At 69.4% G+C, this 19,113-nt stretch carries 21 protein-coding genes and 1 pseudogene; 11 read left to right on the plus strand and 11 right to left on the minus strand.

The features are described 5' to 3' along the window. Positions 1–55 precede the first annotated feature (55 nt). The 4 genes from V6S85_RS06380 to V6S85_RS06395 all read right to left on the minus strand — a co-directional run bounded on the left by V6S85_RS06380 (position 56) and on the right by V6S85_RS06395 (position 1,810). Complete coding sequence (locus tag V6S85_RS06380) at positions 56–211, minus strand: DUF3309 family protein (protein ID WP_058347217.1); 156 nt, start codon at positions 209–211, stop codon at positions 56–58. A gap of 100 nt (positions 212–311) precedes the next feature. Next, complete coding sequence (locus V6S85_RS06385; RefSeq protein ID WP_109100849.1) at positions 312–704, minus strand: DUF983 domain-containing protein; 393 nt, start codon at positions 702–704, stop codon at positions 312–314. Positions 705–1,002: 298 nt separating this feature from the next. Further along, a complete protein-coding gene (locus V6S85_RS06390; protein ID WP_101712307.1) occupies positions 1,003–1,137 on the minus strand; it encodes an entericidin A/B family lipoprotein in 135 nt (44 codons plus the stop codon). 100 nt (positions 1,138–1,237) lie between these two features. Then, entirely contained in the window at positions 1,238–1,810 is a 573-nt protein-coding gene (locus V6S85_RS06395) for a beta/gamma crystallin-related protein (RefSeq protein WP_116568166.1), read from the minus strand. A 162-nt stretch (positions 1,811–1,972) separates the two neighbouring features. Here V6S85_RS06395 and V6S85_RS06400 point away from each other — a divergent pair, with 162 nt between their 5' ends. The 3 genes from V6S85_RS06400 (at position 1,973) to V6S85_RS06410 (ending at position 3,560) form a co-directional block, all read left to right on the plus strand. After that, complete coding sequence (locus tag V6S85_RS06400; RefSeq protein ID WP_116568164.1) at positions 1,973–2,515, plus strand: hypothetical protein; 543 nt, start codon at positions 1,973–1,975, stop codon at positions 2,513–2,515. 85 nt (positions 2,516–2,600) lie between these two features. Next, positions 2,601–3,056 carry a hypothetical protein gene (locus V6S85_RS06405; RefSeq protein WP_116568162.1) on the plus strand — a complete coding sequence of 152 codons (456 nt, stop codon included), beginning with the start codon at positions 2,601–2,603 and terminating at the stop codon, positions 3,054–3,056. A 123-nt stretch (positions 3,057–3,179) separates the two neighbouring features. Then, positions 3,180–3,560, plus strand: coding sequence for a DUF4282 domain-containing protein (locus V6S85_RS06410; RefSeq protein ID WP_116490458.1), 381 nt, complete (start codon positions 3,180–3,182; stop codon positions 3,558–3,560). Here the strand turns inward: V6S85_RS06410 and V6S85_RS06415 are convergent. The 4 genes from V6S85_RS06415 to V6S85_RS06430 all read right to left on the minus strand — a co-directional run bounded on the left by V6S85_RS06415 (position 3,557) and on the right by V6S85_RS06430 (position 7,664). Beyond that, the gene (locus V6S85_RS06415; RefSeq protein WP_334348427.1) at positions 3,557–4,615 is read right to left on the minus strand and encodes an endo-1,4-beta-xylanase; all 1,059 of its coding nucleotides are present in this window, start codon (positions 4,613–4,615) and stop codon (positions 3,557–3,559) included. The two genes, V6S85_RS06410 and V6S85_RS06415, sit on opposite strands and share 4 nt — an antisense overlap. A gap of 203 nt (positions 4,616–4,818) precedes the next feature. Beyond that, entirely contained in the window at positions 4,819–5,235 is a 417-nt protein-coding gene (locus V6S85_RS06420; RefSeq protein ID WP_116568160.1) for a flagellar export protein FliJ, read from the minus strand. Positions 5,236–5,259: 24 nt separating this feature from the next. Beyond that, on the minus strand, positions 5,260–6,594 hold the full coding sequence (gene fliI / locus V6S85_RS06425; RefSeq protein WP_109100856.1) for a flagellar protein export ATPase FliI: 1,335 nt from the start codon (positions 6,592–6,594) through the stop codon (positions 5,260–5,262). A gap of 59 nt (positions 6,595–6,653) precedes the next feature. Beyond that, positions 6,654–7,664: an alpha/beta hydrolase family protein gene (locus V6S85_RS06430; protein ID WP_334348428.1), complete on the minus strand. Its 1,011-nt coding sequence runs from the start codon at positions 7,662–7,664 to the stop codon at positions 6,654–6,656. Positions 7,665–7,780: 116 nt separating this feature from the next. Here V6S85_RS06430 and V6S85_RS06435 point away from each other — a divergent pair, with 116 nt between their 5' ends. The 3 genes from V6S85_RS06435 (at position 7,781) to V6S85_RS06445 (ending at position 11,321) form a co-directional block, all read left to right on the plus strand. Beyond that, complete coding sequence (locus tag V6S85_RS06435) at positions 7,781–8,554, plus strand: LytTR family DNA-binding domain-containing protein (protein WP_116568158.1); 774 nt, start codon at positions 7,781–7,783, stop codon at positions 8,552–8,554. Positions 8,555–8,960: 406 nt separating this feature from the next. Then, positions 8,961–9,656, plus strand: coding sequence for a response regulator transcription factor CtrA (gene ctrA / locus V6S85_RS06440; protein ID WP_058347205.1), 696 nt, complete (start codon positions 8,961–8,963; stop codon positions 9,654–9,656). 252 nt (positions 9,657–9,908) lie between these two features. Further along, positions 9,909–11,321: a M23 family metallopeptidase gene (locus V6S85_RS06445; protein ID WP_334348429.1), complete on the plus strand. Its 1,413-nt coding sequence runs from the start codon at positions 9,909–9,911 to the stop codon at positions 11,319–11,321. On the opposite strand, the gene V6S85_RS06450 is transcribed toward V6S85_RS06445, so the two are convergent. Beyond that, positions 11,318–13,432, minus strand: a complete 2,115-nt coding sequence (locus tag V6S85_RS06450) for a phosphocholine-specific phospholipase C (RefSeq protein WP_334348430.1) — start codon at positions 13,430–13,432, stop codon at positions 11,318–11,320. The genes V6S85_RS06445 and V6S85_RS06450 overlap by 4 nt on opposite strands. Before the next feature lie 250 nt (positions 13,433–13,682). Here V6S85_RS06450 and V6S85_RS06455 point away from each other — a divergent pair, with 250 nt between their 5' ends. Further along, on the plus strand, positions 13,683–14,567 hold the full coding sequence (locus V6S85_RS06455) for a DMT family transporter (protein ID WP_334348557.1): 885 nt from the start codon (positions 13,683–13,685) through the stop codon (positions 14,565–14,567). A gap of 204 nt (positions 14,568–14,771) precedes the next feature. Here V6S85_RS06455 and V6S85_RS06460 read toward each other — a convergent pair whose 3' ends face one another. Together V6S85_RS06460 and V6S85_RS06465 are read right to left on the minus strand one after the other, a co-directional pair. Next, a complete protein-coding gene (locus V6S85_RS06460) occupies positions 14,772–15,875 on the minus strand; it encodes a Zn-dependent alcohol dehydrogenase (RefSeq protein WP_116568152.1) in 1,104 nt (367 codons plus the stop codon). Between the two features lie 95 nt (positions 15,876–15,970). Continuing rightward, entirely contained in the window at positions 15,971–16,441 is a 471-nt protein-coding gene (locus V6S85_RS06465; RefSeq protein WP_116490468.1) for a chemotaxis protein CheW, read from the minus strand. Positions 16,442–16,618: 177 nt separating this feature from the next. Between V6S85_RS06465 and V6S85_RS06470 the strand changes: the two genes are divergently transcribed. The 4 genes and pseudogenes from V6S85_RS06470 to V6S85_RS06485 all read left to right on the plus strand — a co-directional run bounded on the left by V6S85_RS06470 (position 16,619) and on the right by V6S85_RS06485 (position 19,059). Then, positions 16,619–17,011: a hypothetical protein gene (locus tag V6S85_RS06470; protein ID WP_116490469.1), complete on the plus strand. Its 393-nt coding sequence runs from the start codon at positions 16,619–16,621 to the stop codon at positions 17,009–17,011. Between the two features lie 142 nt (positions 17,012–17,153). Next, positions 17,154–17,300: pseudogene (locus V6S85_RS06475) on the plus strand (hypothetical protein); the annotation flags it as partial. Positions 17,301–17,378: 78 nt separating this feature from the next. Then, positions 17,379–18,071 carry an MgtC/SapB family protein gene (locus V6S85_RS06480; protein ID WP_334348431.1) on the plus strand — a complete coding sequence of 231 codons (693 nt, stop codon included), beginning with the start codon at positions 17,379–17,381 and terminating at the stop codon, positions 18,069–18,071. Between the two features lie 55 nt (positions 18,072–18,126). Then, positions 18,127–19,059: a nucleoside hydrolase gene (locus V6S85_RS06485; protein WP_334348432.1), complete on the plus strand. Its 933-nt coding sequence runs from the start codon at positions 18,127–18,129 to the stop codon at positions 19,057–19,059. The last annotated feature ends 54 nt before the right edge of the window (positions 19,060–19,113 follow it).

Genomic DNA, 19,113 nt, shown 5'->3' on the forward strand with positions numbered 1-19,113 from the left:
CATGGGCCGTTGGAAGAACCTTATGCGCGTTCGCCGCCGCGCTCCAAGAGGGGCGTCAGATCCTGCCGATGAGGACCAGGATGATGATGATCACCAGGACGAGGCCGAGACCGCCGCTGGGGAAGTAGCCCCACGAGCGGCTGTGGCCCCAGGTGGGCAGGGCGCCGATCAGCGCCAGGATCAGGATGATGATGAGGATCGTGCCGAGCATTCGGGTCTCCCATATGTGCCGGCGAACCGCGTTCGGCGCGCCTGGGCTTCGGGGAGGGAATGCGGCCTGTGCGGCGACGGTTCCGCCGTCGCTCGTTCGGTCAGCCGCCGGGGGCGTCCTCGGCCTTGCGCAGGCCGTTGGCCCACAGGGCGCCGATCACCGCGCCCTTGACGCGCGGCAGCAGCATCAGGGTCAGGGCCGCCAGCGGCAGGATGGTCAGCGGCGCGACCAGCCACGGCGAGGCCTGCCAGATGAACGGGAACAGCAGCAGGGGGGCCACGAACAGGTGGCCGACGATCAGGATCGTGAAGTAGGCGGGACCGTCGTCGGCGGGGTAGGCGGCCAGGTGATGGCCGCAGGCCTCGCAATCGAACTCGACCTTCAGGTAGCGCGAATACAGCTTGCCCTCGCCGCAGTTGGGGCAGCGATGGCGGACGCCTCTCTTCATGCCGGTAAGGACGCTGGGTACGGGTCGGTCGGTCATGGCGTCCATATGGCTCCGGCGACGCTTGGTGCAAATAGCACTTTCGGTCGCATGCGCGCTTTGGAAGCAGATATTCGTCCCTGAACCGGGAGATTGCTGGAAGACTTCATCCTCTGCGCGTGTCGCGCGCGAATGAATTTTCCGGCAAGGTTAATGGCGGGCGGCTTCCGGTTAAGCTTTGGATGTCGAACGACGTCACGCGGGTTACTTGCCTCGACGTCGGCAAATCTGGCGCGCCATTGCGGCCGGTATTGGGCGAGGCGGCGCGCCCGCCGTGCGACAAAACGCGCCGGGAAGCCCTGAGGGCCTATTTGGCGTCGCGCGCGGTGTCGGCGACCGCGCGGCCGGCGGCCGAGACGTCGCGGCCCACGCCTTCGATGGTGTTGCAGGCCGAGACCAGCAGGGCGGCCGCGGCGGCGGCGAGGACGATGATCTTGCGCATGGGCGTTCCCCGAATGAAAAGGCGCGCGGAGCTTAGCCGCCCCGCGCGCCGCTTCAAGGTCGAGTTCTCGACCAAATTAGGGCGGGCAAACTAGGGCCGATCAGCGGATTCGGCGGATCGAGCTGACGCGGTCGTTCATGTCGCGCGGGAAGAGGCCCATGTCGGCCGACACCCGCCAGCAGCGGCCGCGGTAGTAGATGTCGTCGCACAGCTCCCATTCACCGCGACGGATCTGGATCGACGAGGCCTTGTCGTTGAAGCCGATCTGCGTGAAGTCGGGCATGTCGCCGCGCACCTCGTAGGCCCGGCCGCCATAGCCGGCGTGCTCGAAGATCACCGCGTCGGCGCCGCGGCCGCCGCCCCAGCCGGGGCCGCCCGAACCGCCCGGACCGCCCGGACGTCCGCCGCCCCGGACGCAGACCAGGCGACCGTCCTGGTTCTCCATCTCGCGGCAATCGGCGCTGGCGCTGGACCACTGCCAGCGGCCGCGACGGTCGCGGCATTCGGCGGTGATCTCGCCGCGGCGGACGTTGATGTTGCGGCAGCTCTGCTCGTAGGAGCCGCGGGGGCGTTCCTCATAGCGGTCGCCGCGGCCGGGGCCTTGGGCGAGGGCGGGGGCCGCCGTGGCGGCGAGGGCGCTCGTCGCGGCGATCAAGGCGAGGGCGGTGCGCATGGCGAAGGTCTCCCGAAAGGCCGGCGTCGAGGCCGGTTGATGCGGCCAAGCTAGTATCGCCCGGCGTGAACATGACCTGAATGAAAACCTTGTAACGAAAGGCCGGCCCGCTTCGCCGAACGGCGCCTTGAGAAGGCCGCGCTTGATCGCCATTGTCAGACCATGCGCATCGCCGTCCTCGCCTTTCCCGTCCTGGCCGCCCTCGCCGTAGCGGGCGGCGCGCTCGCGCAAGCCTCGCGGCCTGAGCCGACCCCCGTCTCGCCGGTGACGGTGATGCCGCCGACCCAGCCGCCGAAGGTGACCGCCACCTGGCCCGCGGCCGGACAGGCCGTGGCCCCGGGAATCCTGGTGCTGAAGGTCAGTTTCGACCAGAAGATGCTGCCCGGCGCCTGGAACTACGCGGCCGGGGCCGGCGGCGAAAAGCCCGAATGCGTTCGCGCGCCGCGCCTGCTGAACGACGGCAGGACCTTCGTCCTGCTGTGCGGCACCAAGCCCGGCAAGAGCTACGCGGTCACCTTCAACGGCGTGCGCGAGGGCGGCTTCGCCAACGAGGCCGAGAACCCGGCCCTGACGGCCGAACTGGCTTTCTCGACCAGCAAGGATCCGTCGATCTACACGCTGAAGTCGGCCATGAAGGCCGCCAGCCTGAAGGACGACGAGGGGCCGGTGCAGGAAGCGCCCAAGCTTGTCGCCACGACGCCGTGAGGCGCGCGATCACGCGCTGTTTCGGAACCGTTACAAACCGGGCTGCGTTGGATGATCGGGCAGGGGCCCTCCGACGGAGCGCATTATGAAGACCAAGTTTGCTTACCTCGCCGCCGCCGCGACCCTTTCGATGGCTGGCGCCGCTTACGCTCAAGACGCCACCCAGCCGCCGGCCGATCCGGCCGCCGCGCAACCGCCGGCCGCCAGCACGCAGCCGCCGGCCGACACCACCTCGACCACCCCGCCGGCTGACAGCAGCGCCGCGGCCGCCAGTTCGGCCGGCACGCCGTCGTCCGCCAACGTCTCGGCCGACGTCGCCGTCGGCGCCGAGATCAAGGACCCGGCCGGCGCCGTGGTCGGCACCGTCAGCGGCACCTCGACCGGCGCCGATGGCTCGGCCAACGTCGTGGTCAGCAGCGGCGACAAGAAGTTCGCCCTGCCCAAGGCCAGCCTCAGCACGGGCGCCGACGGCAGCGTGAGCACCACGGCCACCAAGGCCCAGATCGACGCGGCCCTGGCCGGCGCGGCGGCTCCCAAGTAACAGCGTCCCTTCTTCCGAACACGCACGAGGCCCGCCCGGCATTGCCGAGCGGGCCTCACGCTGCTAGCGATGCAGCGTAAACTTCGGCGGTCTCCGCCAGTCCGCTGACATGAGGTGTGTCGGATGGCTCCGGCCAGGAAATCCAAGGCGCGTGGTTCTGGCGCGCTGTTCTGGGATCTGTTGACCTTCGACCGATTGGTGACCGGGCCGGTCATCCACCTGATCTACTGGGCGGGCCTGGGCGTCGTGGCCCTGTTCGCCTTTTCCGTCGTCGGCGCGGCCGTGGGTCTGGCGCTGAAGGAGCGCGGCGTCGCTTCGCTGCTGCTGGCCTTCCCCGTGCTGATCGCCGGCCTGCTGGTCGCCGCCGGCATGGTGCTGTTGTGGCGCGCCTTCTGCGAGTTCTACGTCGCCGTCTTCCGCATCAGCGAAGACCTGCGCGCCCTGCGCCAGGCCAACGACGCCGACCACGCGGTGGCCACCAGCGTCCGCGGGCCGGGGGCCTAGCCCCGCCTGAACGTCTCGACCAGCGCCGCCGCGCCCGCCTTGGGCCGGCCGGCGTCGTCGAACGGCGCGGGAGCGTCCGACGCGTTCTCCTTCTTCAGCCACGAATCCTTGTCGCGCAGGCCCCACAGGGTGAAGGCGAAGCGCTGGCGTTGCGGCAGGGCCATGAAGGCCTCGGCCGCCTCGCCGTAGGTGCGGGCCTGGCGGCGCTCCAGCTCGGCGCGGCCCAGCAGCTTGTTGTCCGAGCGCACCAGCGACACGTCGAGTTCGGAGAGATGGATCGGCAGGCCAAGGCTCGCCAGGTCCTTCATCATGGTGGTGATCTCGCCCGGGCGGATGTCGGCGGCGACGTGCATCTGGGTCCCGATCCCCGTCAGCGGCGCGCCCGACGCCAGGAGGCGCTCGGCCAGCTTCAGGAAGGTCGCCCGCTTCCTGGGCATGTATTCGAGATTGTAGTCGTTCAGCAGCAGGGTCGCGCTGGGGTCGGCCTCGCGCGCCGTGCGGAAGGCCAGGGCGATGTGCTCGAAGTCGCCCAGGCGCCTGGACCACAGGCTCGTCCGCCAGCCGTCGCCGTCTTCCGCGACCGCCTCGTTGACCACGTCCCAGCCGATCACCTTGCCGCGATAGCGCCCGGCCACGGCCAGGATGTAGTTGCGATAGGCCTGCTCGAAGCTGACCCGGTTCTCGTCCAGCCGCTCGAAGGCCTCGGGCGCCTGGGCGTACCAGACCAGCACGTGACCCAGCAGGGCCATGCCATTGGCGGCGGCGAAGGCGGCGATCCTGTCGGGGGCGTCGAAGCGGAACGAGCCGTCCGGCTGGACGATGTATTCCATCTTCATCTGCCACTCGGGCGTCAGCTGATTGACCTGCCGGCGCAGCAGGGCGGCCAGCGCCGGATCGTCCAGATGCAGGGCCTGGACCGAGGATCCGATCCGGAACGGCGCGATCGTCTTCAGCGGCGGCAGGTCGGCCGGAACCGGCTGGCTTTGCGCCTTCTGCCCGCAGGCGGCCAGCGCCAGGCTGGAGCCGAGCACGGCGCGGCGTGAGACGTCGGACATGAAACCCTCGCGGCGATCTGTCGCGAGGAAAGCACGGGGAGGTTGGGGAAGGGTGAAGTTCATCACGATCCCTCTCCCCTTGCGGGAGAGGGTGGCCTCCGAAGGAGGTCGGGTGAGGGGTCTCTCGGAAGCTTGCGGAGGAGCCTTGCGACCCCTCATCCGTCAGCTTCGCTGACACCTTCTCCCGCAAGGGGAGAAGGACGTTATCGACCCATCGCCGCGCGGCGCAGGCCAAGCTCGTCGAGCGCCGCCATCTCCAGCTTGCCGACCTTCTTGGCCAGGGCGACCTTGGCGGTCTCGGCGACGTGCTCGTATTTCTTGAGGTTCTCGAAGGCCATCGACAGGGCGTCGCGGGCGCCGATTTCCTCGATGCTGATCTGGTCGATCTCGAGCAGGGTCTCGGCGCGGCGCACTTCCAGGCCCTTGCGGTAGCCGATCATGTACCAGCCGGCCGAAACGTCGCCCTCGGCGTTGCGGATCTCGATCTCGGCTTCGGCCTCCATCGTGGCCAGCTTCATCTGCGCGGTTTCGCGGCGGTCGACCACCTCGGCCAGGCGCTTCTGCAGCGTCTCGACCTCGTGGTTCGAGATGCGGATCAGGGAGGCGGCCCACTTGGTCATGCTGGCTTACTCGGTACGGGCGCTTCAGGCGGCGCTTTGGAGAATCTGGCCGAGGAAGTTGAACGAATCGTCAAGACTCGTGGCTTCGTCGGGGTTCTGGCTGAGAAAGGCCTCGACCGCCGGATTGAGCTGGATGGCCCGGTCGACGGTGGGATCGGCGCCGGCGCGGTAGGCGCCGATGCGGATCAGCTCTTCCATGTTGGAATAGGCCGACAGCACCTGGCGGGCGGATTTGACGATGTCGCGCTCGTGCGGCAGCTGGCAGCCCGGCATGGTCCGGCTGATCGATTTGAGCACGTTGATGGCCGGGAAGCGGCCGCGCTCGGCGATCGAGCGCTCCATGACGATGTGGCCGTCGAGGATGCCTCGCGCGGCGTCGGCGATCGGCTCGTTGTGGTCGTCGCCGTCCACCAGCACGGTGAAGAGCGCGGTGATGGGCGCGGCGGTGGTGCCGTCGGCGCGGATGGGCCCGGGGCCGGCGCGCTCGAGCAGCTTGGGCAGCTCGGTGAAGACGGTGGGCGTGTAGCCCTTGGTGGTCGGAGGCTCGCCGGCGGCCAGGCCGATCTCGCGCTGGGCCATGGCGAAGCGGGTCACCGAGTCCATCAGGCAGAGCACCTCCTGGTCCTGGTCGCGCAGGAACTCGGCGATGGCCAGGGTCATGTAGGCGGCCTGCCGGCGGGTCAGGGCCGGTTCGTCCGAGGTGGCGACCACGACGATGGCGCGGCGCAGGCCTTCCTCGCCCAGGGTCTCCTCGATGAACTCGCGCACCTCGCGGCCGCGTTCGCCGATCAGGCCGACGACGACGGCGTCGCAGGTGGCTTCCTTGGCCAGCATCGACAGCAGCACCGACTTGCCGACGCCGGAACCGGCGAAGATGCCCAGGCGCTGGCCGCGGCAGGTGGTGGTGAAGACGTTCATCGAGCGCACGCCCAGGTCCAGGCGCTCGCCGACACGGCCGCGGGCGTGGGCCGGCGGCGGCGGGGTCTTCAGGGGGTACGGAACCTCGCCCTGCGGCAGCGGGCCCAGGCCGTCGATCGGCTCGCCGAAGGCGTTGATGATGCGGCCCAGCCAGGCCTTGGTCGGGCGCACGGTGGCGCCTTCGGGCATGATGCGGATCTCGGCGCCGGGAGCCACGCCCTCGACCGGGCCGAAGGGCATCAGCAGGGCGCGGGTCTCGCGGAAGCCGACCACCTCGGCCGGCAGCACCGGGGCGCCGATGCGCTCGATCTCGACCCGGGCGCCGACCGCCAGGCGCGTCAGGCCGCCGCGAGCCTCGATCAGGAGGCCGTTGACGGCCGCCACGCGTCCGAAGACGGTCAGCGGGTCAAGACGTTCGACGGCGGCGATGAGACTGCGCAAGACGGCTCCTGGAAGCGACCCGCGCAGACTCGGCCATCATGGTTAATCGGGCATGAAATTCAGTGTTCGCCGACGCCCAGATGGGTGGCGAAGAATGTCGCAACCTGCCTGTTGAAATCGGCGTGGAAAGCGGCCCGGTCGAAGCCCGGAGCGCTTGCGCACAAGGGGCTGGGCAGTTGCCTGGCCGCCTGCGGACCGCACGGCGCCAGGAAGTCGAAATGTCGCGCCCCCGGCACGACGCGGTAGTCGTGGGCGCGGGGCAGGGCGCGATGCACCGCCTCGGCATAGTCGGGATCGGGCAGGATTTCGTCGTCGCCGGCCTTCCACAGTTGCAGCGGCTGGGTGACGCCCTTCAGGCCCTCGCGGCCGAACGAGAAGCCCAGCGCGGGCGCGGCCGAGACCACGGCCTTGATACGCGCGTCGTGGGTCCAGGTCGGGGCGAGCGTGCTTGCCGGCAGCGGCTTGCCGGCGCCGAGGCGGCAGTCGTAGTTCCCCGGGTGCTTCAGGCAGTGGGCGGGGAAGGTCGCGGCCAGGTTCGGCTCGCCGCCGGCCGCCGCCAGCACCGTGAAGCCGCCCGACGAGAAGCCGAAGGCGCCGACCTTGGCCGGATCGATCCGCGCGTGCATCGGCGAGGCGTCCAGCATGTAGCCGATCAGCACGGATAGCTGGCGGGGCCGCTCGGTCATCTCCAGCGCCCGGCTCTGGTCGCGGTAGTTGTCGCCGGTGTGGGTCAGGGCCGCGACCACGAAGCCCTTCCTGACCAAGGCGGCGGCGGTGTCGTAGTGACCGCCGAACCAGCCGCCGTTGCCGTGCGACATGACCACCAGCGGCAGATGCTTGCCGACGACCGGCGCACCGGTCGCGACGGGCAGGCTCTCCATGCCGCCCGCCGGGGCGGTCTCGGCCGTGTCGGTGGGGTACCAGACCCCGACCTCGATCGGCGGACCGCTGGCGTCGGGCGCGGACAGGCGCATGAAGCCGACATGCGGCTCGGATGCCCAAGTGGGGGTGGAGGCCGCGCCGGCCAAGGCGAGGGTTGCGAGCAGGGCGAGAAGGCGAGGGGAACGCATGGAGGGCTCCGGTTGGCGATGACCCCTCGATGCGGCCCGGTCCCTTGCGCCGCCACGCCTCATGCGTGAACGGGCGAATGGGTTCGCCAAGCGGCGAACGGCGCTATAGATCGGCCATGACCGCCAGAACGCCCGTCCTGGGAACCGCCCGCGAATGGGCGATCGACCTTTCCGTCGCCACGGCGGTGGGGGTGTTCCTGGGCGTGGTCGGACCGTTCGGCAGCTACTTCAACGGTCCCGTCCTCGTGCGCGCGTTCTACTGGACGGGCTGCTTCTGGGCCGGGGTCGTGATCTTCGGCCTGCTGATCCGCCTGGCGATCGCCGCCGCCGAGCGGCTGAAGGTTCCGGCCTGGGCCATGGTCGGGGCGGCCATCCTGGTTGGCTGCGGCCTGCAGACGGCGATCGTGGCGCCGCTGGCCTCGACCCTGTGGCCGTTCCTCAAGCGCCTGTCGCCGCTGGACTGGTACGGGCAATGCCTGGCGATCTCGGCGCCGATCGCCGCGGGCTTCACCTGGCTGCGCGCGCGGCTGCAGGCGGCGCGGGTGGTGCCGGTGATCCCCGGGGCGCCGGCCGAGCCGGCCCTGGCGCCCTCCAGCGTCCTCTATCTCAAGATGGAGGATCACTATGTCCGGGTCCGCACAGAGAGCGGCTCGCGCCTGGAGGCCGGGCCGTTGGCGCGGGTGCTGGCGGGGCTGTCGGGCCTGGACGGCCTGCAGGTGCACCGCTCGTGGTGGGTGGCGCGGCGGGCCGTCGTCGGGGTCGAGCGCGACGGCCGGAACCTGCGCCTGCGGCTTGTCGATGGCGAGGCCGCGCCCATCTCGCGGGCCTCGGTGGCGCGCCTGCGGGCGGCCGGCTGGCTGGCCGACGGGGAATCGGCCGCGACCGGGTGACGCGGATATCCGCCGCTCAAGCTTTCGACCGCACGCGGCCCGCACGCGGAAGGCGAAAAAATGGGTGGGAAATTCTCGCGACAGAACGCCGCAATCTCGCCCTAAAGACGAACGGAGCCTTGAGGCTTCTTAACGCGGTAACGGCGTCCGATCCCCTGTTAACCCTTGGGTTTGCTGGCTTTTCACCATGCCAAGGCGCAGCTTGAAAACCGCCTGCGGCCAATGTGCGCAACGGTTTTCTGGGCGCTTGCACCCGATTCGCAAATCATATTAACCATTTCGCCAGACGACGCGTTCACCATTAACCAGTCTTAAATTAACTGTCCGCCAGACTGGTGGACGGGTTTCACCGGCGGTTGTCCGCCTAGCTGTCGAATAAGCGCCGCCTCAGGGCGGGGAGGGTTTCATGCGGGTACTGTTGATCGAGGATGACAGCGCCACCGCGCAGACGATCGAGCTGATGCTGAAGTCGGAAGGCTTCAACGTCTATACGACCGACCTGGGCGAAGAAGGCGTCGACCTGGGCAAGATCTATGACTACGACCTGATCCTGCTCGACCTGAACCTTCCCGACATGAGCGGCATCGACGTGCTGCGCACCCTGCGGGTGGCCAAGGTCAACACGCCGATCATGATCCTGTCGGGCACGGCCGAAATCGACACGAAGGTTAAGACCTTCGCCGGCGGCGCCGACGACTACATGACCAAGCCCTTCCACAAGGACGAGATGATCGCCCGCATCCATGCGGTGGTCCGTCGTTCGAAGGGTCACGCCCAGTCGGTCATCAAGACCGGCGACATCATTGTGAACCTGGACGCCAAGACGGTGGAAGTGAACGGCAACCGTGTTCACCTGACCGGCAAGGAATACCAGATGCTGGAGCTGCTCTCCCTGCGCAAGGGCACGACCCTGACCAAGGAGATGTTCCTCAACCACCTGTACGGCGGCATGGACGAGCCGGAACTGAAGATCATCGACGTCTTCATCTGCAAGCTGCGCAAGAAGCTGGCGGCCTCGGCCCAGGGCAAGCACCACATCGAAACCGTCTGGGGCCGCGGCTACGTGCTGCGCGACCCGAACGAGCAGGTCAGCGCCGCCTGATTTTTCGCCAGCGCGAAACCCGAAATTCGACAGAAGACGCCCGCTGCTCGCAGCGGGCGTTTTTCTTTGTCCGCTCGCGTTTTCCGAGCCAGGACAACGGGTTAACCATATCCGTGACAAAACGTCCAAAGCACCGGATAGTCCTTGATCGGCGGCCCTCGCGCCGTCATGTTCCGGCCCGACGATTGCTGGGGGGCTTCCCGGCCGTGCTGTTTCTGTACGAAAACGGCATCGCTACCGAACGGGGGACCGATGCAGGAATTTGATCCGCGACGCCCGACGTGGCGTCTCGCGCCGCGGCTCTTCACCGCCGTCGCCGGCCTGGCCGCCCTGGCCCTGGGCTGGAAGCTGACGGCGGGCGACGCCCCGTCGACCGTCGTGGCCGCCCACGCGCCGCTGGACGCGGCCGCCATGGTGGCCCTGCAACACGTCGCCTTCGCCCAGGCCGAGGCCCAGCCCGGCTTCGATCGTCCCGAAACCGTGTCCGTCAAGGTTCGCCCCGGCGAGACCCTGCAGGGCGCCGTGCAGCGTTCGGGCGTCGGCGCCGACGAGGCCAGCCAGGTGGTCAGCACGCTGCAAAGCGCCATGGACACGGTCAACATCAAGGCCGGCATGGCCTTCGAGGCCGCCATCGCGCGCCGCCGCGACAACGACCGCGGCCCGGCCCGCCTGGTCGGCCTGTCGATGCGCACCAGCCCGTCCTCGACCGTGACCGTGTCGCGCACCTTCGACGGCGCGCTGAAGCTGCGCGAGATCGAGGAACAGGTCCGCGACGAGACCAAGGTCTCGTGCGGGGCCATGAACGGCTCGTTCTACGAGAGCGTGGCGGCTGTCGGCGGCAGCCCGGCCGTGATCAGCCAGGCCGCCAAGCTGTTCTCGCACAAGATCGACTTCTCGCGCGACATCAAGGACGGCGACCAGTTCTGCCTGGTGTTCGACCGCAAGGTCACCGAGAGCGGCCGCACCATCGAGGCCGGCGACCTGGAGTACGCCGAGGTCAAGGGCCAACGCTTCTACGCCTTCGAGCGCGACGGCAAGACCCAGTTCTTCGACGAGAGCGGCAAGAACATCAAAGGCTTCCTGCTGCGCACACCGGTCGACGGGGCCCGCATCACCTCGACCTTCGGCATGCGCCGCCACCCGATCCTGGGCTATGCGCGCGGCCACAAGGGCGTCGACTTCGGCGCCGGCACCGGCACGCCGATCCTCGCCGCCGGCGACGGCGTGGTGCTGGAGGCCAAGCGCTGGGCCGGCTACGGCAATTGGCTGCGCATTCGCCACGCCGGCAACTGGGACACGGGCTACGCCCACATCTCGCGCTACGCCAAGGGCGTCCGTCCGGGCATGCGCGTCTCGCAGGGGCAGGTCGTGGCCTATGTCGGCTCGACCGGCATGTCGACCGGCCCGCACCTGCACTACGAGGTCTGGCTGAACGGCCAGCGCGTCAACCCGATCGGCGCCAAGGTGCCGCAGGGCACGGTGCTGTCGGGCGGCGAGCTGGCGGCCTTCAAGGCCAAGAAGGCCCGCGTCGACACGCTGCTGGCTCAGGCCGGCCGCGAGGACGCCAACTACGCCCAGGCTTCCAACGCGACCTCGTCCAGCCAGGACACCCCGCGCCTGGCCCTGGCCGAGCTGAAGTCGCCGAACACGAGCCGGCTGCGCTAGCGCTCCAGCTGGGCCAGGCCGCCCATCAGCGGATCGCTGTGCGAGTGTCGGCCGGATTCAGCGCGGCCCGCGGCGCGGCGGCGCCAGGACGGTAGCTCTTCGCAGCGGGCCGACAGGTCGTACCAGTCGACGCCCGCTTGCCATTCGCGCCCCCGCGATTCACCCGCCGCCAGCGTCACCGTCCAGGGCTTGGGCTTCAGGAAGCCGGCCGGTTCGATGATCACCGTGCGCGCCTCCGCACTGGTGTTGTGGAGGGTCATCGCCACTGTCTTGCCGCTGGGGTTGGGGACGATCAGCCATTCCAGCCCGTCGGACGGTTCCCCCGCATAGTGTCGGTGGAAGCTGTTGGGCCCCAGCAGCCACAGGTCGTAGGCGCCGGCGGGCCAGACGTCCTCGAGCCGTCCGCCCGCGCCCAGGGTGTAGCGGCGCGACGGCTGGTCCAGGCGCAGGCGGTCGTAGACGTGCAGCACGGCCCCGGCGGCGCCGGGATTGTTCAGCACCAGGCTCGCCACACCGTCGCTGATCCTGGCGTCGACCTCCAGCCGGTAGGGCAGCGCGCGCGACTTGCGCATGCCGCTTTCCTGGAAGGGCGCCCGTACCGTCGTCGGCGTCGGCGGGGTCGTCGTCTGCTTCTTGCGGGCGGCGAACCGCGCCGCCCTGGCCAGCGTCTGCATGTCCTGCATCGAGGCGGGCGGGTCGGCGTTCGGCGTCGCGAAGTTGAAGCACGAGGTCAGGTCGCCGCACACCGACCGCCGCCACGGCGAGATGTTCGGCTCGGCCACGCCGAAACGGGTTTCCAGGAAGCGGATCACCGAGGTGTGGTCGAAGACCTCGCTGCTGACCCAGCCGCCGCGGCTCCAGGGCGAGATGACGTACATCGGCACCCGCGGGCCCAGTCCGTAGGGGCGGCCCATAAGGTCGTCGCGCTCGGCCTTGGCCTCGGTCGGATTGCGCACGAGGTGATACTCGCCGGTCGTATCCACGGTCGAGCCGCCCAGTTCCCGGCCGGCGGCGTCGCGCGACGGCGGGGCGGGCGGCGGCGCGTGGTCGAAGAAGCCGTCGTTCTCGTCGAACATCACCAGCAGCGCCGTTTTCGCCCAGACCTTGCTGTTCAAGGTCAGGGCGTCGAGCACCCGGGCCAGATAGAAGGCGCCCTGGGCGGGGCTGGACGGCCCCGGATGTTCGGAGTCGGCGGCCGGGGCGATGATCCACGAGACCTGGGGCAGGCGCCCGGACATCACGTCCTGGCGCAGTCCGTCGAGATGCCAGGTGGACAGGGCCAGGTCCTTGAGCCGCTGGTCGGAGCCGGCGGCGCCGGCATGGGCGGCGCGATAGGCCGCGAACCCCGCCAGGGGGTTGTCGGTGAAGTTGTCGGCCATGTCCTGGTAGATGCGCCAGCTGACGCCGGCCTCCAGCAGCCGTTCGGGGTAGGTGGTCCAGCGGTAGGACTCGGCCGCGCCGCCCTTTTCCGGAAAATCATCGTGCGAGTTCGAGATCGACGGCCCGCCGGCCTGGCCCGCGCCGTCGTTGGTTCCGCTCCACAGGAACAGGCGGTTGGTGTTGGTGCCGGTCTGGGTCGAGCAGTGATAGGCGTCGCACAGGGTGAATTCTTGGGCCAGGGCGTACTGGAAGGGGATTTCGGCCTTGGTGTAGTAGCCCATGGAGTGGGGCCGCTTGGCCACCGGCCAGCGGTCCATGCGCCCGTCGTCCCAGGCGTCCTGGGCGTCGGTCCAGCCATGCGGCGTGCCCTCGACGCGGATCAGGTCGCCCAGCGGCCCGGTGTTCAGCGCGAAGGGCGCGATCACCTCGGGGCCGCCTTCCTGGCCGTAGGCCTGGAGGAACGCCGTGCCGTCCTTGCGGCCGGCTGCGTCGCGCACCGGGACGGGGAAGCGGTCGCCGAAGCCGCGCACCCCGGCCATGGCCCCGAAATAGTGGTCGAAGCTGCGGTTCTCCTGCATCAGGATCACCACGTGCTGCACGTCCTGGATCGTGCCCGTGCGGTCGTCGGCGTCGATCGCGGCGGCGCGGGCCAGGGTCGAGGCGAGGAAGGCGGGCAGGGCGCCGGCGGCGGCCCCGCCCAGCAGCAGGCCGCGGCGATCGATGTCGGACAAGGCGAATCTCCCCCTCTGGAACACTGCCGGTAGCATGGCGGGCCTGGCGATCTCGTGACAGCACGCACAAGGGCGGCCCCGCGGTTGAAGCCCGGCGGCCAGAAGCCTAGAAGCGGGGCGCAGACATGATCGCCGCTCCGCTTCCCGTGGGGCGGCGATGCTTTTTTCGACAAGGCCCGCCCCCGTGACCTCGCCTAGCGTGACCTCGCCCCGCGCCGACCTCTATAGCGACCGCCGTTTCGTCATCGGCATGGCGGTGCTGTGCTGCCTGCTGTGGGGCAGCGCCTTTCCGGCGGTGAAGGCCGGCTACGCGATGCTGCACGTGGCCAAGAGCGACACGGCCGCCCAGATGCTGTTCGCCGGCTGGCGGTTCCTGGCGGCCGGCGCGATCCTGTTGGTGCTGGCGGCCCTGACCGGCAAGTCGCTGGTCCCGCCACGCGACCAGGCTCCCAAGGTCGTGGCCCTGGGCATCGTCCAGACCACGGTGCAGTACGTTTTCTTCTACATCGGCCTGGCCCACGCCACCGGCGTGAAGTCTTCGATCATGAACTCGACCGGCGCCTTCTTCGGCGTGATCCTGGCCCACTTCCTCTATGCCAACGACCGCCTGACCCCGCGCAAGGCGCTGGGCTGCCTGCTCGGCTTCCTCGGCGTGCTGGCGGTGAACCTCGGCGGCAAGGGGCTGGACTTCGAGTTCAGCCTGCTGGGCGAGGGCTTCGTGGTCATCGCCGCCTTCGTGCTGGCCGCCGCCGGCATTTGGGGCAAGACCATCTCGCAGAAGATGGACGCCATGGTCATGACCGGCTGGCAACTGGCCATCGGCGGCGCGGCCCTGCTGGGGATCGGGTTTGCGTTCGGCGGACGCCTGGAAGGCTTCGACATCCGCTCGCTGACGCTACTGGCCTACATGGCCGGCCTGTCGGCGGCCGCCTTCGCCCTGTGGAGCCTGCTGCTCAAGCACAACCCGGTGGGCATGCTGGCGGTGTTCAACTTCCTGATCCCGGTGTTCGGGGTCCTGCTGTCGGCGCTGTTCCTTCACGAGCCGGTGCTGGCCTGGAAGAACGCCGCCGCCCTGGCCCTGGTCTGCGGCGGCATCTGGCTGGTGACGCTCAAGGGGCGGCGGAAGGCGGCCTAGAAAAACCCTCTCTCTTTGAGAGAGGGAGGGACCCGCCGCGCAGCGGTGGGAGGGTGAGAGGTTTCACCGCTGGCGGAGAAATCTCTCGAACCTGCACCACTGACTGGTGCTCCCGATCGCCGGGTTTGATCGGATAGGGTGAAACCTCTCACCCTCCCATGGCTCCGCCATGGGCCCCTCCCTCTCTCTCAGAGAGAGGGAATTTTAGTCGAACACGATCACCGAGCGCGCCAGTTCGCCGCGCTTCAGCTCCTCGAAGGCGTCGTTGACGTCTTCCAGCTTGATGCGACGGGCGATGAGCTCGTCGAGCTTGAGCTTGCCATTCATGTAGAAGTCGACGAAGCGCGGCATGTCCACCGGGAAGCGGTTGGAGCCCATGTAGCTGCCCTGGATCTTCTTCTCGCCGAGGAAGTCGGGGCCGTGCAGCTCGATCATCGTGCCGACCGGGATCATGCCGATGATGTTGGCCGTGCCGCCCCGGCGCAGCATCTTGAACGACTGCTCGGCGGTGACTTTCAGGCCGATGGCCTCGAAGCTGTGGTGCACGCCGCCGCTGGTCAGTTCCTGCACCTGCTTGACCACGTCGCCGTCATTGGCGTCGATCACGTCCGTCGCCCCGAACGTCCTGGCCAGGGCCAGCTTCGAGGGCTGGCGGTCGATGGCGATGATGCGGCCGGCGCCGGCGATGGCGGCGCCGTTGATCGTCGCCAGCCCCACCCCGCCGCAGCCGATGACGGCCACGGTCTCGCCCGGCTGGACCTTCGACGTATGGATCACCGCGCCGATGCCGGTGGTCACCGAGCAGCCGATCAGGGCGGCGCGGTCGAACGGCATGTCCTTGCGGATGGCCACGCACGCGTGCTCGTGCACCAGCATCAGCTCGGCGAAGGACGACAGGTTCAGGAACTGGGCCATCGGGCCGCGACCGCCGGCGGCGTTCAGGTCTTCCTTGAACAGGCGCGGCTCGGCGCCCTTCGGACGCTTGGTCTCCGAACTGGTGCACAGGCTCATGTGGCCGGTGAGGCAGACCTCGCAGTGGCCGCAATAGACCGACAGGCAGGTGATGACGTGGTCGCCGACCTTGACCGTGCGCACCTCGTCGCCGACCGCCTCGACGATCCCGGCGCTCTCGTGGCCCAGCACGGCGGGCAGGGGATGGGGGTAGGAGCCTTCGACGAAGTGCAGGTCGGAGTGGCAGACGCCGGCGGCCTTGGTGCGGATCAGCACCTCGCGCGGTCCCGGCTTGCCGATGGCCACGTTTTCGATGACGAGGGGCTTGCCCACCTCGCGCAGCACCGCCGCCTTCATCCGCTCGTCTCCCGCTTTATGGTTGTGCGGCAGACCCTAGCCCCGGCGGAGGGGCGAGCGGAAGAGGCTATCGAAACATTTGTTTGAAGTCGCCCTTAGGCCGCGATGGCGATCGGGCGCTCGGGCAGGATGGCGTCGACGGTCAGCAGCACGACCATGGCCGCTTCGGTGGTGACCACGGCCGACACCAGGGCCGAGGCCTCGTCGCCGACCGACGGCGGCGGGCTGATCTGGCTGGCTTCGACGATGAAGCTGTCGCACACGGCGTCGACCAGCAGGCCGGCCACGTCGCGGCCGTTCTCGACGACGATGATCACCTGGCGCGGACCGTCCTGGGCCGGACCTTTGCCGAGGCGGGCCGACAGATCGATGACCGGCATCACCTGGCCGCGCAGGTTGATGACGCCGCGCACGTGCGGCGGGGCGTCGGGCAGCGGGGTGGGGGGCGTGACGCCGCGGATCTCGCGCACCGTGCCGACCGGCACGCAGTAGGTCTGGGCGCCCACCTCGAACGACAGAACCTGCAGGGCTTCGCCGGGGGTGTAGGCCGTGTTGTTGCTCGACATCGCTTTCGTCCGCCTTCGTCGCGTCGATGGCCTTCTGGCCACGTTCGAGGAAAAGCATCGCCTAGAAAGGTGAACAAAAAAGGCGCCTTGGCGCAGCTTTCCACCTGACAGGATTGTTCACACGGGGTTCAGGCGCGGACGCGCAGGCTTGAGGCAAGCTTTTCCAGGGAGGCCGCCATGGCTTTCAAACCGCTCAAGACCTTCGGGGGCGTCGCCGCCGGCCTCGCCGCCCTGACCATGATCGCCGCCAGCACCCAGGCCTCGGCCGACGACTGGCGCCGCCATCGCCACCGCGACCGCGGCAACGACGCCGCGGCCGCCGCCATCGTCGGCGGCATCGTGGGCCTGGCCATCGGCTCGTCGCTGAACAACGACCGTCGCGGCGACCGCTATTACGACCGTCGCTATTACGGCCGCCCGGCCTATGGCTACGACTACGGCTATCGCGCCCCGCCGCCGCGTTACTACGGCTACGACTACGGTCCGCGCCGTCACCGCAGCGACTGCTGGACCACGCGCGACTACGATCGCTACAGCGGTTCGGTCTACGAACGCACCGTCTGCCGCTAAGACCTCGCAGCCCCGGCGCCGAACCCTCGGCGCCGGGGCTTGCCATCGAGAACAAAAAATGAACATTGTGGCGTTCCCGGTTCTTGAAGAGGCCAGCCCCATGTCCGCCGCCGCCGCCGTCGTTCCCGACCGCCATGAAGTGGCCATGGCCGCTCTGCTGGGCGCCTGGCGCACCCTGCGCGCCGCCGGCCTGGAAGAGGCCGAGGTCCAGGCCCTGTTCCTCCAGATCGCCGACCGCCCCGAGGACGTCGCCCGCCGCCTTCGCAAGATGGTCAACGGGCTGGGGTAGGCCCGCCCAGCGTCGTCATCCTGGAAGGGGCGAATTGGGCGGTGGGAGCCTCTTGCCCCGCTTGGCCGTTTCACCGCCATGGACGGCGTCTCGCTGCAATACGTGCTGCCCGTGCTGGGCGCCCTGATGGCCGGAGCGGTGGTGGGGTTCGAGCGCGAATACCGCTCGCGGCCGGCCGGGCTGCGCACCCACATGCTGGTGTCGCTGGCCTCTGCCCTGCTGATGCTGGCGGCCGTGCACCAGCTGAAATGGATTGGCGACACCCCGCTGGAGACGGTGCGCATCGACCCCGTCCGCATGGCCCACGGGGTGTTGACCGGCGTCGGTTTCCTGTGCGGGGGCGTGATCTTCCAGCAGGGGGTGTCGGTCCACGGCCTGACCACGGCCGCGTCGCTGTGGATCACCGCCGCGCTGGGCATGCTGTTCGGAATGGCGCTGTACGACCTGGCGATCGCCGGGACGGTCCTCAGCGTGGTGGTGCTCAGCGCCGCCCGCTGGCTGGACCGCCACATGCCGCAGAAGAACTACGCCGAGATCGCCGTGCGCTTCCGCCGCGAGGCCCTGGTCGACGAAGCGCAGTTGCGCGGCCTGCTGGCGACCTTCGAGCTGGAGGGCGGCCGCATCAACCAGCGCCTGATCGGCGGCGGGGCGCTGTTCGAGCTGGCCGGCTCGTTCTCGGGCAAGGGGACGCTGCGGCTGGGTGAACTGGCCCGGCGCCTGGAGGAGGACCAGCGCGTGGTCGAGTTCGACATCCTGCCCAGAAAGGATTGAACGGCGGTCGCCGACGGCTTCCTGGCGCGCCCGCTGATCGGTTATGATCGCGGCCATGGCGCTTCGTCTGCACATCGACACCGACTGCGGCGTGGACGACGCCCTGGCCCTGGCCCTGCTGGCGCGGGCCAGGGAGGCCGTCGAGGTGGGCTCGGTCTCGGCCGTGTTCGGCAACACCTATGTCGACCAGGCCGCCGCCAACGCCCGGGGCGTGCTGCGCCTCGCCGGCTGCGCGGCCGAGGTCTATATCGGCGCCGGCGCGGGCCTGGCCCGCCGTCGGGTCGAGCGGATGCGCCCGGCCCATGGTCCCGACGGCCTGAACGGCGCGGGCTTCTCCCAACGCTGGAAGTTGCCGGAACTGGATCGCGGCCACGGGGTCAGCCTGCTGGCCTTCCTGGCGCGGCGGCGGGTGAAGGGCCTGTTCCTGGGGCCGCTGACCAACCTGGCGCTGGGCCTGCTGGACGATCCGGCCGCCTTCCGCGGCTGGTCGCCCACGATCATGGCCGGCGCCTTTTCCGTACAGGGCAAGGCCGCCGGCGGGGCCGACTTCAACAGCTGGAGCGATCCCGAGGCCCTGGCCCGGATCCTCGAGGCCGGGGTCAAGCCGCGCCTGGTGCCGCTGGACGTCACCAGCCTGGTGACCATCACCGCGGCCGACCTCGACAGCGGCGCGCGCTGCTGCGGCAGCCCACTGTCGGCGCGGCTGAGCCGCGCGGCGGCGCCCTACATCAGCTTCCACCAGAAGGCCTGGGGGGCGGAAGGCTGCCATCCGCATGACGCCGTCGCGGCCGCCAGCCTGGTGGCGCCCGAAGCCTTCGCCTTCGAACCGGCCCGCCTGCGCGTGGTGCTGGACGGCGAGCGCCAGGGCCGCATCGAGCGCGTCGACGGCGAGCCCAACGCCGAGATCTGCGTGTCGGTGGACGCGCCGGCGGTGCGGGCCCTGATCCTCAAGGCCCTGTTCGGATGGGTGGAGATGGCGGGGGCCTGACGATTCCCCCTCCCGTAAAATCCCAGCGAAAGCGGGGACCCAGGTGTTTTATCG

It is taken from the genome of Caulobacter sp. CCNWLW153 (assembly GCF_036889365.1).
Taxonomy (GTDB): domain Bacteria; phylum Pseudomonadota; class Alphaproteobacteria; order Caulobacterales; family Caulobacteraceae; genus Caulobacter; species Caulobacter radicis.

Coding starts and splice junctions, on each gene's coding strand:
- V6S85_RS06445 (WP_334348429.1), top strand. CDS start 9,909: ATGCAGGAATTTGATCCGCGACGCCCGACGTGGCGTCTCGCGCCGCGG.
- V6S85_RS06400 (WP_116568164.1), top strand. CDS start 1,973: ATGCGCATCGCCGTCCTCGCCTTTCCCGTCCTGGCCGCCCTCGCCGTA.
- V6S85_RS06430 (WP_334348428.1), bottom strand. CDS start 7,664: ATGCGTTCCCCTCGCCTTCTCGCCCTGCTCGCAACCCTCGCCTTGGCC.
- V6S85_RS06460 (WP_116568152.1), bottom strand. CDS start 15,875: ATGAAGGCGGCGGTGCTGCGCGAGGTGGGCAAGCCCCTCGTCATCGAA.
- V6S85_RS06470 (WP_116490469.1), top strand. CDS start 16,619: ATGGCTTTCAAACCGCTCAAGACCTTCGGGGGCGTCGCCGCCGGCCTC.
- V6S85_RS06465 (WP_116490468.1), bottom strand. CDS start 16,441: ATGTCGAGCAACAACACGGCCTACACCCCCGGCGAAGCCCTGCAGGTT.
- V6S85_RS06385 (WP_109100849.1), bottom strand. CDS start 704: ATGGACGCCATGACCGACCGACCCGTACCCAGCGTCCTTACCGGCATG.
- V6S85_RS06420 (WP_116568160.1), bottom strand. CDS start 5,235: ATGACCAAGTGGGCCGCCTCCCTGATCCGCATCTCGAACCACGAGGTC.
- V6S85_RS06415 (WP_334348427.1), bottom strand. CDS start 4,615: ATGTCCGACGTCTCACGCCGCGCCGTGCTCGGCTCCAGCCTGGCGCTG.
- V6S85_RS06380 (WP_058347217.1), bottom strand. CDS start 211: ATGCTCGGCACGATCCTCATCATCATCCTGATCCTGGCGCTGATCGGC.
- V6S85_RS06405 (WP_116568162.1), top strand. CDS start 2,601: ATGAAGACCAAGTTTGCTTACCTCGCCGCCGCCGCGACCCTTTCGATG.
- V6S85_RS06410 (WP_116490458.1), top strand. CDS start 3,180: ATGGCTCCGGCCAGGAAATCCAAGGCGCGTGGTTCTGGCGCGCTGTTC.
- V6S85_RS06390 (WP_101712307.1), bottom strand. CDS start 1,137: ATGCGCAAGATCATCGTCCTCGCCGCCGCCGCGGCCGCCCTGCTGGTC.
- V6S85_RS06435 (WP_116568158.1), top strand. CDS start 7,781: ATGACCGCCAGAACGCCCGTCCTGGGAACCGCCCGCGAATGGGCGATC.
- ctrA (WP_058347205.1), top strand. CDS start 8,961: ATGCGGGTACTGTTGATCGAGGATGACAGCGCCACCGCGCAGACGATC.
- V6S85_RS06485 (WP_334348432.1), top strand. CDS start 18,127: ATGGCGCTTCGTCTGCACATCGACACCGACTGCGGCGTGGACGACGCC.
- V6S85_RS06455 (WP_334348557.1), top strand. CDS start 13,683: ATGGCGGTGCTGTGCTGCCTGCTGTGGGGCAGCGCCTTTCCGGCGGTG.
- V6S85_RS06480 (WP_334348431.1), top strand. CDS start 17,379: ATGGACGGCGTCTCGCTGCAATACGTGCTGCCCGTGCTGGGCGCCCTG.
- V6S85_RS06395 (WP_116568166.1), bottom strand. CDS start 1,810: ATGCGCACCGCCCTCGCCTTGATCGCCGCGACGAGCGCCCTCGCCGCC.